The sequence below is a fragment of the Streptomyces sp. STAM6 genome, assembly GCF_054963715.1.
In genome coordinates this window covers 83157-96793 of sequence record NZ_JBUEFZ010000009.1, presented here as the reverse complement: position 1 = coordinate 96793, position 13637 = coordinate 83157, and the positions used below count along the sequence as shown (strand labels likewise).

Here is a 13637-nt window from a genome sequence, read left to right as displayed (position 1 = left end):
GGCCAGCGACACCAGGGCGTGTTTCGAAAGTCCCGCCCGGCCGGGGCGCGTCCCCCGGCGGGTTGATGTGCGTCCCGCCCGTCAACCCAGGGTTGAGGCACCGGTTCATCCGCTCGTCCGACGGCCCGCCGGGAGCACCGGCCTAACATCCTCCGATGGGGATCAGGCCGGCCGTCCAACGCACCGCCCTCGACTGGCGCACCGCCTTCGACCGGGCACTCGCCGCCGGTGTCGCGGCCACCGGATGCGTCGCGGGGCAGCAGTACCAGCCCGCGGGCTGGGCCCGGTTCGACGTTTGGGCGTATCTGCTCATCTGTCTGACGGCGGTGCCGCTGGCGCTCCGGCGCACCGCCCCCTTCGCGGTCCTCGTGGCCTGCGCGACGGGCTACTCCCTGTATCTCCTGCTCGGTTACCAGCCCACCGTGGGCTGGTGGGCGCCGGTCATCGCGCTGATGAGCCTGGCGGCCCTGCGGCCGCTGCGCCAGGCCGCCGCCGGGGCCGCCCTGGCCTTCATCTCCGTCCTGCACAGCGGACTCGCCGCCCACCTCTCACCGCTCCTCGTCCTGGGGCAGGCACTCCTCGTCCCGCCGGTCGCCCTCTACCTCGGCCATATGCAGCGCAGGCTCGTCGAACGCGGAGACGCCCTCCAGCGCCTCGCCGCGGAACTGGCGCACGAACAGGAGGAACGGGCCCGGCGCGCCGTCATCGACGAACGGGTGCGCATCGCCCGCGAACTGCACGACGTCGTCGCCCACCACATGTCCGTCATCACTGTCCAGGCCGGACTCGCCGAGTACGTCTTCGCCTCCGACCCGGCCACGGCCCGCACCGCCCTCGCCGCCATCGGGGGCGCCGGACGGGACGCGCTCGACGATCTGCGCCGGCTGCTGACCGTGCTGCGCGTCGACCTCGACGACGCCGACGACTCCGCGGTCCCCCTCGGGCCGCTGCCGGAACTCAGCCGCATCGCGGAGCTCGCCGACCGGATCACCGCGACCGGTACGGCGGTCGACATCCGGACAGAAGGTACACCCCGGCAGCTTCCGCCCGGACTGGAGCTGTGCGCCTACCGCGTCGTCCAGGAAGCCCTCACCAACGTGGTGAAACACACGGTGGCCGCCCGGGCCGAGGTGCGTATCGGCTATCTGCCCGAGTGCCTCGACATCGTCGTGCGCGACGACGGGGGCCGGGGAAAACCGGCCAACTCCGTCGCCGGTTCGGGGCACGGGTTGATCGGTATGCGGGAACGCGTGAGGATTTGCGGCGGCAGACTCTCTGCCGGAGAGCTGCGCGAAGGGGGATTCGAGGTCCGGCTCACCCTTCCGGCCGACGCGGCGCCCCGGCGGACCGAGGACGTCTGACCACGGCGGAAAGCAAGGGGGACACGCCGGTGACCAGTGTGCTCGTCGTCGACGACCAGGACCTCATCCGGGCAGGAGTGGCCGCGCTGCTGCGCGCCGCGCCCGGATTCTCCACCGTCACGGAGGCGGCGGACGGCGAGAGCGCCGTGGAGGCCGCGGCGCTTCACCGCCCCGATGTGATCCTGATGGACATCCGGCTGCCGGGCATCAGCGGCATCACCGCGGCCGAACGCATCCTCGCCGCGCAGCGGACGCCGCAACCGCGCATCATCGTCCTCACCACGTTCGACGTCGACGAGTACGTGTACGCCGCGCTGCGGGCCGGCTCAAGCGGGTTCCTCCTCAAGGACGCGCCCCCGGAACGGCTGATTGCCGCGGTCTCCACCATCGCCTCGGGGGACATGCTCTTCGCCCCGTCGGTGACCCGGCGGCTGATCGAGGCGTACACCCCGCGGCACGACGGGCCGGGCCCGCACGACGACGTGCTGGCCCAGCTCACCGCGCGCGAGAGGGAGGTGCTGCGTCTGGTGGCCAAGGGCCTCGCCAACGACGAGATCGCCGAACGGCTCGTCGTCAGCGAGGCCACCGTCAAGACGCATCTGCACCGCACCATGACCAAACTGGAGCTCCGCAGCCGCGCCCAGGCCGTCGTCGTCGCCTACGAGACGGGCCTGGTCGTCCCCCGGACGGCCGCGTAGGGAGCGTCATTTGACCGAGCCCGCCATCACTCCCTGCACGAAGTGCCGCTGGAAGGCGAAGAAGACCGCCACCGGCACGATCAGCGACAGGAAGGCACCGGGCGCCAGCACATCGATGTTGCTGCCGAACTGCCTGACCTGTGACTGCAGTTCCACCGTCAGTGGCTGCGAGGAGCTGTCGGCGAAGAGCAGCGCCACCAGCATGTCGTTCCACACCCACAGGAACTGGAAGATGGCGAGGCTGGCGATGGCGGGCCGGCCCACCGGCAGCACGAGCCGGGTGAAGATCCGCCACTCGCCGCCGCCGTCCATCCGGGCCGCCTCCAGCATTTCCCGCGGCATCTCGGCGAAGTAGTTCCGCAGCAGGAAGATGGCGAACGGCAGTCCGTAGGCGACGTGGAAGAGGACCACGCCCGGGATCGTGCCGAACAGCCCCAGCTGTCCGAAGAGTTTCGCCACCGGCAGCAGACCCACCTGCACGGGCACCACCAGCAGCGCCACCACGAGCAGGAAGATCCAGTCCCGGCCCGGGAACTCCAGCCAGGCGAAGGCGTATCCGGCGAGGGCCGCGAGGACGACGACCAGGACGGTCGTCGGCACCGAGATCAGCACCGTGTTCCAGAACGCCTGGGTGATACCGGCATTGCCGAGCAGCGCCGTGTAGTTGTCCAGGGACAGCTGCCCGGGGCTCGCCAGCGCGGTCCACCAGCCGCTCGCCGCGTTGTCGTTGGCCGAGCGCAGCGAGGAGAGGAGGAGCCCGGCCACCGGTGTGACCCAGACCAGCCCCACGACCACCAGGAACGCCTGCACCAGGCCGTTGCCCAGCCAGCGGCGCAGCCGGCCGCCGCCCGTCGTCGATGTCATCGTGCTCATGACTGGCTCCTGCGGAAACGGCGGACGTTGAACACCATCGCGGGGATGACCAGCAGCAGGAGCAGGACGCCGAGCGCGCTGCCCAGGCCCTGGTTGTTGCCGCCGCCGAAGGAGACCAGCCACATCTGGGTGGCCAGTACGGTGGCGTCCTCCTGCACCGGTCCCGGCGCGATGATGTAGATCAGGTCGAAGACCTTCATCACGTTGATGACCAGGGTCACGAAGACGACCGTCAGCACGGGCGCCAGCAGCGGCACGGTGATCCTGCGGAACACCTGCCACTCGTTGGCGCCGTCCATCCGCGCCGCCTCCAGCGTGTCGCGCGGCAGGGCGGACAGGCCCGCGCCGATCAGGACCATGGCGAACCCGGTCCAGATCCAGAGGTAGGCGCCGATGATCGCGGGGGTGACCAGGGCGGGACCGAGCCACGAGACCCCCTCGTAGGGCGGTGCGAAGTTCGCGGCGGGCAGCCGGACCGTGTAGGAACCGCCGGCCAGTTCACCGAAGCGGAACGATCCGTCGGCCGCGGTGGTGGCCGTGGCGACGGTCTTGCCGTCCCGCACCGCCTCCACCGTCATGCCGGGGAGTCCTCGCTCGGTCTTGTCGACCACGCCGGGCTTTCCGCCGCCCCCGGGCGTGAAGTCCAGGTAGACGACACCGCGCACCTCGCGCGCCGCGGCGTCCTGGGCGGCCGCGGCGGCGGCGGGCTTCGCCTCGGCCGGCATCTCCTTCGGGGGTACGCCGACGAGTCCGAGGCTCACGCTCCGGCCGGGGGCGACCGCTTCGGTCGTGGTGTACGAGCCGTCGGCCGCCCTGGCCGTCCCGTGGCCCTCGCGTGCACGGGCCGTCGGGTAGGACGAAGACCCCTTGAAGGTGTCGTGCACCCCGACCACGGCCGCGTTCAGCACGCCCTTGTCGGGGTCCTCCTCGTACGCCAGCCGGAAGATGATGCCGGCGGCGAGGAACGAGACCGCCATCGGCATGAACAGCAGGAGCTTGAAGGCGGTGGCCCAGCGGATCTTCTCGACCAGAACGGCGAGGACGAGACCGAGGCCGGTCAGCAGCGTCGGGGCGACGACCACCCAGATCGCGCTGTTGCGGATGGCCGTGAGGGTGGCGGGGTCGCGGAACATCTCCGCGTAGTTCCCGCCACCGACGAAGCGCGTACCGGACGCGTCGAAGAAGCTGCGCCCGACGGAGAAGAGCACGGGGTACACCACCAGGGCGCCCAGCAGGAGGAGCGCCGGCAGGACGAACGCCACGGCGATGATCCGGCGCCGGCGGCGGGCCCGTGCCCGGGGGGTGGTGGCCCCGGGGCCGCCGGGCGGGCCTGCGGCCCGCCGCGGCGGCGAAGGAGCGGTGACTGTGGTCATGACGTCAGCCTCAGTTCTTGTACGCCTTGGCCGCGGCGGCCTCCAGCTGCGCCGCCGTGCCCGCCGGGTTCGAGGGGTCGCGCAGGAAGTCCTGCAGCAGCTTCCACTCGCCCGTGCCCTTGGTGCCGCCGAAGGCGGCCGGTGCCTGGTCGGACATGTCGAAGCGGACCGAGTCACCGGCGTTGATCAGCGACTTGGCGGTCTCGCGCAGCGTGTCGTCGCCGTACGAGGCCAGGTCGAGCTTCTGGTTGGGGGAGAGGAACCCGCCGGCCTTGGCCCACACCGCGGCCGCCTCGGGGGTCGCCAGGTACTCCAGGAACGCCATGGCGGCCTTCTGGTTCTTGCCCTCCTTCAGCACGACCGCCGCGTCACCGCCGCTGACCACCGGAGCCTTGCCGCCGGCCACCGCGGGGAACGGGAAGAAGGTGGCGTCCTGGCCGATCTTCTTGCCGAACTGGTCCTTGGCGATACCGGCGACGAAGTCGCCCTCGTACACCATCCCGGCCTCCGGGTCGGGGCCGAAGACCTTCTCGACCGAGCCGGGGAAGTCGGTGCCCAGCGCGCCCTTCTGGCCGCCCGCGATCAGCTTCTTGTCGGAGAACAGCTTGCCGAGGGTGGTGAGGGCCTTGACCACAGAGGGGTCGGTCCACTTGATGTCGTGCCGAGCCAGGTGGTCGTACTTCTCCGGGCCCGCCTGGGAGAGGTAGATGTTCTCGAACCAGTCGGTCAGCGTCCAGCCGTCCTCACCGGCGACCGCGAAGGCCGGCAGACCCGAGTCCGAGACGGCCTGCCCGGTGGTGAGCATCTCCTCGTACGTCTTCGGCGGCTTGACGCCCGCCTGCTCGAAGGCCGCCGGGCTGTACCACACGGTCGACTTGTGGGCCGCCTTGAAGTACAGGCCGTAGAGCGATCCGTCGACCGTGCCGTAGGCCTGCCAGACGTTCGCGTAGTTGGCGTCGACCGACTCGCGCGTCTTGTCGGAGAGCGGCTTGAGCCAGTTGTTCTTCGCGAACTGCTGCAGGACGCCGACCTGGGGGACCATCACCACGTCCGGTGCGTTGCCGCCCTCGATCTTGCTGCCGACGACCGTGGAGACGTTGTCGCCGGTGGAGACGAACTGGGTCTTCGCCCCGGTCTTCTCGGTGAAGGCGTCGAGCACCTTCTGGAAGTTCTTCTGCTCGGCACCGGACCAGACACCGGCAACGGTGAGGGTCTGGCCGCCGAGTTCCTTCTCGCCCCCGCCCGCGGCCACCGGGCCGCCGCCACAGGCGGTCGCGCCGAGCGCCAGGGTGAGTGCCGCGCTGCAGGTCGTCGCTATCCGTCGTCGCATCATGATTGCCGTACCTCCGGGTCAGGGGTGGGTGGTGTGGTCGTCACTGATCCACCAGGCGGCGGTGGATCCGGGCAGTACGCCGGCCGGGCACGGCCCGCTGGCGAGCAGGGGGGCGCCGGCGACGGGGGCCGGCACCGGGACCGATGAGAAGTTCACGGCGCAGACGAGGCCCTCGCCGCGGACGAAGGCGAGGACGCCGGGCGGCGACTCCAGCCAGCGCATGGTGCCCTCGCCCAGCTGGGGCAGGCCCCTGCGGAGCTGCAGCCCCTCGCGGTACAGGTGCCAGAACGAGCGGGTGTCGGCGAGCGCCCGGTCGGTCGCGTGCTCGGCGAACCAGCGCGGCTGCGGCAGCCACGGCTTGGCGCTCTCGGCGCCGGTGCTGAAGCCGAACGGCGAGGCGTGCCCCGACCAGGGCAGCGGCACCCGGCAGCCGTCGCGGATCCGCGCCCGGCTGCCGGTGCGGCGGAATATCGGGTCGGTGAGCACGTCGTCCGGCAGGTCGTCGACCTCCGGCAGACCGAGCTCCTCGCCCTGGTAGATGTACGCGGCGCCGGGCAGTGCGAGCATCAGCATGGCGGCGGCCCGGGCCCGGGCGGCGCCCAGTCCGCTGCCCCCGGTGCCGGACTCCCCGTACCGGGTGACGGTGCGGACCTGGTCGTGGTTGTTGAGCACCCAGGTGACGGTGGAACCGGTGCCGGCGATGTCCCGCATCGCCTCGGTGATCACCTTGCGGAAGGTGTCCGCGTCCCAGGGGGCGCTCAGCAGGTCGAAGAAGAACGCCTGGTGCAGTTCGTCGGGGCGGACGTACTTGGCGTGCTCACGGGCGGTCGGTACGGAGACCTCGCCGACCAGCAGCCGTTCGCGGCCGTCGCGGGCCGTGTACTCCTCGCACACCGACCGCCAGTGGCGCCACACGTCGTGCACCTCGGGCTGGTTCCAGGCGAGCGGGTTGACCGAGTCGCGGGTGCGGGCGTCCGCCTCGGGGTCGGGGGAGTCCGGCAGCTCGGGGTGCTTGAACAGACCGGCGGCCACGTCGATGCGGAAGCCGTCGACGCCCCGGTCCAGCCAGAACCGCAGCACCTCGTCGAAGTGCGCGGCGACCTCGGGGTTGCGCCAGTTCAGGTCCGGCTGCTCGGGCGTGAACATGTGCAGGTACCACTGGCCGGGGGTGCCGTCCGCCTCGGTGACCCGGCTCCAGGCGGGGCCGCCGAACATGGCGTGCCAGTTGTTGGGCGGCACGTCGCCGCCCGGACCCCGGCCCTCGGCGAAGTGGAAGCGGGAGCGGGCCTCGCTGCCGGGAGCCGCGCCGAGCGCCTCGCGGAACCAGCGGTGCTCGCTGGAGCAGTGGTTCGGGACGATGTCCAGCAGGACCTTGATGCCGAGCCGGTGTGCGTCGGCGACCAGCCGGCCGAACTCGTCGAGGTCGCCGAAGACGGGGTCCACGTCGCAGTAGTCGGCGACGTCGTACCCGTGGTCGGCCTGCGGTGACGGGTAGAAGGGGCTCAGCCAGATGCCGTCCACGCCCAGCTTCTTCAGGTACGGCAGACCGGCACGGACCCCGGCGAGATCGCCGATTCCGTCACCGGTGCTGTCCAGGAAGCTGCGGACGTACACCTGATAGATCACCGCGTCGCGCCACCAGTGGTGGTCGGTGCGCTGCGAGAGGCCGTCGTCGGCCGGGGCTGTGAGCATCACCCGTTGACCTTGTTTCTGCGTGAAGGGGTGCACGCCACCCAGAGCGGGTAGCGGTTATGCATGCATGTTAAGTAGGGGTGACGAGAGGGTGTCAACGATTGTGCAGAAAACTGCGGAAGTTGGTGCTGTATGTCCCGGTTTGATGGACCTGAAAGTGCCCAGGAAGATACCTAACAGGTATCTAGAGAGAGGGGGAAATGTGCAGGGCTCAGCGACGGCGGGTGATCGCCGCGAGTTCGTCCGCCAGCCGGCGCACGGCGGCCTCGGGCGTCTGGTGCTGCGCCATCGCGTCGTGCACCACGGCCTGCACGGCCAGGCTGACCTGCTCGTAGTGGGGGCTCTTGGGGCGCGGTGCGGCCGAGAGCACGCTCGTGCGCAGGGCGGGCAGATACGGGAAACGGCGCACCAGCGCCGGGTCCTGGTACAGAGCGGCCCGCACGGGCGGCAGGGCGCCCTCGGTGAGCACCCGGCGCTGGACCGGATCACTGGTGAGGTACGCGATCAGATCACGCGCGGACTCCGGATGGCGCGCATGGGCGCTCACCGCCAGATTGGCGCCGCCCAGCACACTCGTGCCCGGCCCGTCGGGGCCAGGCAGAGGAACCGCGCCGAACTTCCCCGCGACCCTGGAGTCCTTGCCGGACGCGCCCGCGTAGGCGTACGGCCAGTTGCGCAGGAAGAGCAGGCGGCCGTCCTGGAACGCCTGCCGGGACTCCTCCTCCTTGAAGGTCAGTGCTTCCCGGGGGATCCAGCCGTCCCGTACGCCGCGCGCCAGGAAGCCGATCCCCGAGCGCGCCGCGGCCGAATCCACGGTGACCCGCTCGCCGTCGTCCCCCAGGATCGTGCCGCCCGCCGTATAGACCGCCTCCGCGGCGTTCACGGTGAGCCCCTCGTACGGCAGGAACTGACCCGCGTACCCGCCGAGGCCGTACTTCGGAGCGAGCGTCCGTGCCTGGCGCTCCAGCTCGGCCCAGGTCCGCGGCGGCCGTTCGCCCTCGCGGTCGAGCACGTCCTTGCGGTAGAAGAGCATCCCGGCATTGGTCACGTACGGCACGGCGTACAGCCTGCCGTCGTACGTCGCCGTGTCCTCCACGCGCGGCAGGAAGCTCTCCAGCGCGAAACGGCTCCGCTCCAGGGGGGCGATCCAGCCCGCGGCGGCGAACTCCGAGGTCCACGCCACGTCGATGTTGAGGACGTCGAACCGCCCCCCGCCCGAGCGGAGATCGGTGATCATCTGGGAGCGGGTCTCGTCGGCGGAGTCCGGCAGCTCGACGAGCGTCACCTTCTCCGCCGGATGATCCCGGTTCCAGCCCTCCAGCACCGGACCGAGATAACCGGTCAGATCGCCCGCCGTGGCCAGGGTCATGGGGCCGCGACCGTCGTCGCTCTCCGCGCCCGTGGGGGCACCGGACGCCACGTATCCGGTCAAAACGACCACGGCGACCAGGAGCCCCCTACCCGCGGCACGTATCCACCGCATAGGTTCCTCCCAGTGCACCGGCGCCGGACACCCGCGTCCGGCGACACGGGCATGTATACCCGTTAGGCATGGGCGATACTAGAGCCCGCATCACACAACAGCCTACGGAGGAGGACAGCACGAGTGCGCCTGCCCCTCCTCGCCCTCCTCGCCAGGGGCCCCGCCCACGGCTACGAGCTCAAGCAGGACCTTGAGCAACTGCTGGGCGCCGCGTACCCTCCAACCAACGTCGGCCAGATCTATGTCACGCTCGGCCGGCTGGAGAAGTCGGGACTCATCGAGGGCGAGGAGATCGCCCAGGAGAGCCGGCCCAACAAGAAGATCTACCGCCTCACCGGTGCCGGGCAGGAGGCGCTGCGTGCCTGGTTCGAGGAGACGGCCGACGAACCCAGGGTCCGGGACGAATTCTTCATGAAGCTCGCCCTCGCCCCGCGCACCGGGCTCGCCGACCAGATCACTCTGATCAACAAACAGCGACGCGAGTACCTCAACACCATGCGGAACCTTTCCAAGCTGGCAGCGACCGAAGACCGGGACAACCGCATCTCCCAGCTGCTCATCGAGGGCGCCATGCTGCATCTGCAGGCCGACCTCGACTGGCTGGAGCGCTGCCAGGAGGAACTGGAGGAGCTGGAATGAGCGACGCCGCCGACGACTCCATACGCCCGGACACCGGAACCCCGCTGCTGCGGGCCGAGGGCCTCGTCAAGACCCACCAAGGCGAGGGAGCCCCCGCCCACGCCGTCCGCGGAGTGGACCTGTCCGTGCGGCACGGCGAGTTCGTCGCCGTCACCGGGCCGTCCGGCGCCGGAAAGTCCACACTGCTGCACCTGCTCGGCGGCCTCCAGCGCCCCGACAGCGGCTCCCTGTGGCTCGACGGTGAGTGCACCGACGCCTACAGTGAGGCACGGTGGGCGGTCGAGCGGCGCCGCCGGATCGGCATCGTCTTCCAGTTCTTCAACCTGGTCTCCAACCTGACCGTCGCCGACAACGTCGAACTGCCCGCCCTGCTGGCCGGCACCTCCGCGCGACAGGCCCGCGCCGAACGCGAGAAGCTCCTCGCCGAGCTCGGCCTCGAGAGCAAGGTCCGCAGCATGCCCGGCGAGCTCTCCGGCGGCGAACAGCAGCGCGTCGCCCTCGCCCGCGCCCTGGTCAACCAGCCCCGGCTGCTACTCGCCGACGAACCGGCCGGCAGCCTCGACAGCAAGGGCACCCGCGAGGTCATGCGGCTGCTCTCCCGCTTCCACCAGCGCGGCCAGACGATCGTGCTCGTCACCCACGACGCTCGCCTCGCCAGCGCCGCGGACCGGGTGATCAGCTTCTTCGACGGCCGGATAGCCGACGACGCCGAACTGGGCGGAGCTCCGCGGCGAGGCACCGGCCTCTCCGGCGTCCTCGAGCTGAAGGACTGACCGTGCGGGCCATGCTGCGCTGGGCGCACGCCGATCTGCGCACCCACCGCGGCGAGGCGCTGTTCCTCGTCTGCGCCACCGCCGGAATCGTCGCCTCACTGCTGCTCGCGACCGCGCTGTTCGGCTACGCCACCAACCCCTGGCAGCGGATCTTCGCCCAGTCCCGCGGCGCACACGTCTGGATCCACACCGGAGCAGCCGCCGACGCCGGCCGGCTCGCCGGACTCGACGGCGTCACGGCCGTCTCCGGCCCCTACCGCACCGCGTCCGCCACCATCGAGTCCCGCGGCGCCCGCGCGGGCGTCGAGCTGCGGGCCGCGGGCGAACAGCCGCCCGCCACCGGCCGTCCCCTCGTCACCGCCGGCCGCTGGCTCGACCCCGCCGTGCCGGACGGCGTCGTCCTCGAAAGTTCCCTCGCCCGCGCGCTGTGGGCCGAACCGGGGGACCGCCTCACCCTCCCCGGCGCGGGCCCCCGCACCCTCACCGTCCTCGGTGTCGCCGACAGCGCCGAGCCCCGCTACCGGCCCGGAGAGCACCGCGGCACCGTGTGGGCACTGCCCCGCGCGCTCGGCGGCGAGCACTCCGGCCAGGTCGTCGGACTGCTCCTGGCCGACCAGGGCGACACCGACTACGCGGTGCAGCGCGCCGTCACCACACTCGGAGCCGGCGCCGTCACCGACGTCTCCACCTGGGAACAGGCCCGCGCCGAGGCACAGGGGGACACCAAGCTCCTCGGCCAGGTCCTCGGCCTCTTCGGCCTCGGCGCGCTGATCGCCGCCACACTCGCCGTCTTCGGCGCCATCAGCACCCGTGTCCGCGGACACCTGCGGGACATCTCGGTACTGAAGGCCATCGGCTTCACCCCCGGCCAGGTGGTACGGGTCTTCCTCGTCCAGCACCTGGCGTTCGCGGTGCTCGGCGCGGCCCTCGCCGCCGTCGTCATCCAGTTCCTCGGCAGTCTCCTGCCCGGCAGGCTCGGCGACGCCGTCGGCGTCTGGCAGGGGCTGCCCGGCCACACCGCGGCGCTGCTCGGGGTGCCCGTCGCGGCCGTGCTGTTCATCGGGGCCACCACCTGCCTCGCCGCCTGGCGGGCCGGGCGGGTGGAGCCCGTACCGGTGCCGCTCGCCCCCGCCGCCGCGGGCGGGGGAGGGCTGTCCGGCCCGGCCAGGCAGGCGCTCGGGCTGCGGGTGCCCGCACCCCTGGTCCTGGGGTGGCACCGGGCCTTCGGGCGCGGCCGCCGGGCACCCGCCACCATCGTCCGCCTCGCGCTCCCGCTGCTGCTGATCACGGTGGCTCTCGGCGCCTGGACCAGCATCGAACGCTTCGACAGCCGGCCCGAGCAGGTCGGCCTGGCCGCGGCCCTCACCGCACGCGCCGACGAGCGCCTGACGGACCGCGAGGCCCAGACCCTGCTGGAAGGCAATCCGCACGTCGCGGCCGCCCACCCCGGGCTGGAGGTGGCCGCGCTCGTTCCGGGCCAGACCGGCACCATCGCCCTGCGCGGCCTCGGCACCAGCGACAAGCCCTACCCCTACACGGTCGCCCAGGGCCGGCCCGCCCACGGGCCCGACGAGGCGGTCGCCGGACAGGGACTGCTCGACCTGCTCGGCGTCCGGGTCGGCGACTGGGTCCGGATCACCGTCGGCGGCCACCCCCAGGTGCTGCACCTCGTCGGCCGGAGCATCGAACCGGAGAACGCCGGCCGGGTCATCTCCACCTCACTGGACACCCTCCGCGAAAACGACCCCGCCCTGCGCCCCACCCTCTACCAGCTCCAGCTCAACCCCGGCGCCGACCCGCGCACCGTACGGGCCGAACTCGCCGACGCCTCCGACGGCCGGCTCGACATCCACGAGGTCACCAGCCCCGCCGACCGCCTGTCCGCCCTGCGCGGCGTGGTGGCCGGTCTCATCGCCGTCCTCGCCCTCATCGGCCTGACCGAACTGTCGACCGCCATCGGCGGCTCCGTCCGTGACGGCGAACGGGACCTTCTCGCGCTGAAGGCCATCGGCCTCTCACCCCGCCAGATCACCGCGGTGACCGTGACCGCCGTCGGCTGCACGTCCCTCGCCGCCGCGATCGCCGGCACGGCCCTCGGTGTCCCGGTGGCCAACTGGCTGATCGACCGCGAGGGCCACTCCAGCGGTATCGGCGCGGGCATCGCCCACGCCCCGCCCCTGCCCCAGTTGCTCGCCCTCGCGACGGCCGCGGTTCTCGGAGCCCTGGCCCTGACGATCGTCCCGGCCGCCCGCGCGGCGCGCCGCAGACTCGCGGACACGCTCAGCGCGGTCGCCTGACCCCACCCGCGGTGCTGTACTGAAAAGACGCAACCCCGGATGAGAGGGGGCGACATGCAGCCCTCCGCTTCCCGGCGCCCCAGCCGCGCCAAGGCCGTCCTCGCCTCGGCGGCGGTCCTGGTGGGCCTCGGCGGCGGGCTCGCACCCACCGCCGAGGCGTCACAGCAGGTCCTGACCCGCGGTCCCGTCGTGCTCCGCATCATCGACGGCGACACGATCGAGGTGCGGGGCGACGGCAGGGTCGTCCCGGACGGGACCGTCGCCCGGGTGCGGCTGCTGGAGATCGACACCCCGGAGCGGGGCGACTGCTTCAGCCGCGAGGCCACCACGCGCACGTCCGAGCTGCTGCGCGAGGGCAGCCGGCTGCGCGCGGAGCGCGACGTCGAGCTCAAGGACCGGTTCGGCCGCTACCTGCTGTACGTGTGGAACGAGCGCGGCGTCTTCGTCAACGAGTCCCTGGTCCGCAGCGGCCACGCGAAGAGCGTGCTGTTCGAGCCCAACGACAAGTACACCGTGACGATGGACGCGGCCCAGGACGCCGCCCGGCGAGCCGGCGCGGGCCTCTGGTCCGCCTGCCCGGCCACCGGCTGAGGGATCAGGCCGCGAGCAGCGCCTCGATCGCCGCGACGATCTCCGGCGACTCCGGCTCGGTGCGCGGACGGAACCGGGTGACCTCGCCCTTCGGGGAGATCAGGAACTTCTCGAAGTTCCACTGCACGTCGCCGGCCTCGCCGTCCGCGTCCGGGACCTTGGTCAGCTCCGCGTACAGCGGGTGCCGGCCGGCACCGTTCACGTCCGTCTTCTCCAGCAGCGGGAACGTCACGCCGTACGTCGCCGAGCAGAAGGTCGAGATCTCCTCCGCGCTGCCCGGCTCCTGGCCCGCGAACTGGTTGCAGGGCACGCCCAGCACGGTGAAACCGCGGTCCGCGTACTGCTTCTGCAACCGCTCCAGCCCCGCGTACTGCGGGGTCAGACCGCACTTGGAGGCCACGTTGACGACCAGGACCGCCTTGTCCCGGTACTCCTCCAGGCTCGTGGCCTCACCGGACAGGGTGCGCAGCGCAATGGTGTGCAGGGACATCGAGTACTCCTCATCGAAGGGGACAGAGAAAGAC

General features: G+C 71.6%; 12 protein-coding genes. 6 read left to right on the top strand and 6 right to left on the bottom strand.

Annotated features, from left to right (window positions below; all coding sequences use genetic code 11):
* Positions 1-155 precede the first annotated feature (155 nt).
* Entirely contained in the window at positions 156-1361 is a 1206-nt protein-coding gene (locus tag ACY34K_RS13895; RefSeq protein ID WP_462746652.1) for a sensor histidine kinase, read from the top strand.
* A gap of 29 nt (positions 1362-1390) precedes the next feature.
* Positions 1391-2059, top strand: coding sequence for a response regulator (locus ACY34K_RS13890; protein ID WP_462746650.1), 669 nt, complete (start codon positions 1391-1393; stop codon positions 2057-2059).
* A gap of 6 nt (positions 2060-2065) precedes the next feature.
* Here the strand turns inward: ACY34K_RS13890 and ACY34K_RS13885 are convergent, their stop codons facing one another.
* The 5 genes from ACY34K_RS13885 to ACY34K_RS13865 form a co-directional block, all read right to left on the bottom strand.
* Positions 2066-2932 carry a carbohydrate ABC transporter permease gene (locus ACY34K_RS13885; RefSeq protein ID WP_462746648.1) on the bottom strand — a complete coding sequence of 289 codons (867 nt, stop codon included), beginning with the start codon at positions 2930-2932 and terminating at the stop codon, positions 2066-2068.
* Positions 2929-4305, bottom strand: coding sequence for a carbohydrate ABC transporter permease (locus tag ACY34K_RS13880; protein WP_462746646.1), 1377 nt, complete (start codon positions 4303-4305; stop codon positions 2929-2931). The genes ACY34K_RS13885 and ACY34K_RS13880 overlap by 4 nt, the downstream gene beginning before the upstream one ends.
* Before the next feature lie 10 nt (positions 4306-4315).
* Entirely contained in the window at positions 4316-5638 is a 1323-nt protein-coding gene (locus ACY34K_RS13875; protein ID WP_462746643.1) for an ABC transporter substrate-binding protein, read from the bottom strand.
* Between the two features lie 18 nt (positions 5639-5656).
* Positions 5657-7330, bottom strand: coding sequence for a glycoside hydrolase family 13 protein (locus ACY34K_RS13870; RefSeq protein WP_462746641.1), 1674 nt, complete (start codon positions 7328-7330; stop codon positions 5657-5659).
* A 211-nt stretch (positions 7331-7541) separates the two neighbouring features.
* Positions 7542-8813, bottom strand: coding sequence for an ABC transporter substrate-binding protein (locus tag ACY34K_RS13865; RefSeq protein WP_462746639.1), 1272 nt, complete (start codon positions 8811-8813; stop codon positions 7542-7544).
* 123 nt (positions 8814-8936) lie between these two features.
* Between ACY34K_RS13865 and ACY34K_RS13860 the strand changes: the two genes are divergently transcribed.
* Genes ACY34K_RS13860 through ACY34K_RS13845 form a run of 4 tightly spaced genes read left to right on the top strand, consistent with a single transcriptional unit; the run spans position 8937 to position 13113 of the window.
* Positions 8937-9452 (top strand): PadR family transcriptional regulator, encoded by a 516-nt coding sequence (locus ACY34K_RS13860; protein ID WP_462746637.1) that lies wholly within the window; start codon positions 8937-8939, stop codon positions 9450-9452.
* Complete coding sequence (locus ACY34K_RS13855) at positions 9449-10225, top strand: ABC transporter ATP-binding protein (protein WP_462746635.1); 777 nt, start codon at positions 9449-9451, stop codon at positions 10223-10225. Before ACY34K_RS13860 ends, ACY34K_RS13855 begins: the two co-directional genes overlap by 4 nt.
* A gap of 2 nt (positions 10226-10227) precedes the next feature.
* Positions 10228-12522 (top strand): ABC transporter permease, encoded by a 2295-nt coding sequence (locus ACY34K_RS13850; protein ID WP_462746633.1) that lies wholly within the window; start codon positions 10228-10230, stop codon positions 12520-12522.
* A 54-nt stretch (positions 12523-12576) separates the two neighbouring features.
* Entirely contained in the window at positions 12577-13113 is a 537-nt protein-coding gene (locus ACY34K_RS13845) for a thermonuclease family protein (RefSeq protein ID WP_462746631.1), read from the top strand.
* A gap of 4 nt (positions 13114-13117) precedes the next feature.
* On the opposite strand, the gene ACY34K_RS13840 is transcribed toward ACY34K_RS13845, so the two are convergent.
* Positions 13118-13603, bottom strand: coding sequence for a glutathione peroxidase (locus tag ACY34K_RS13840; protein WP_462746629.1), 486 nt, complete (start codon positions 13601-13603; stop codon positions 13118-13120).
* Positions 13604-13637: the final 34 nt, after the last annotated feature.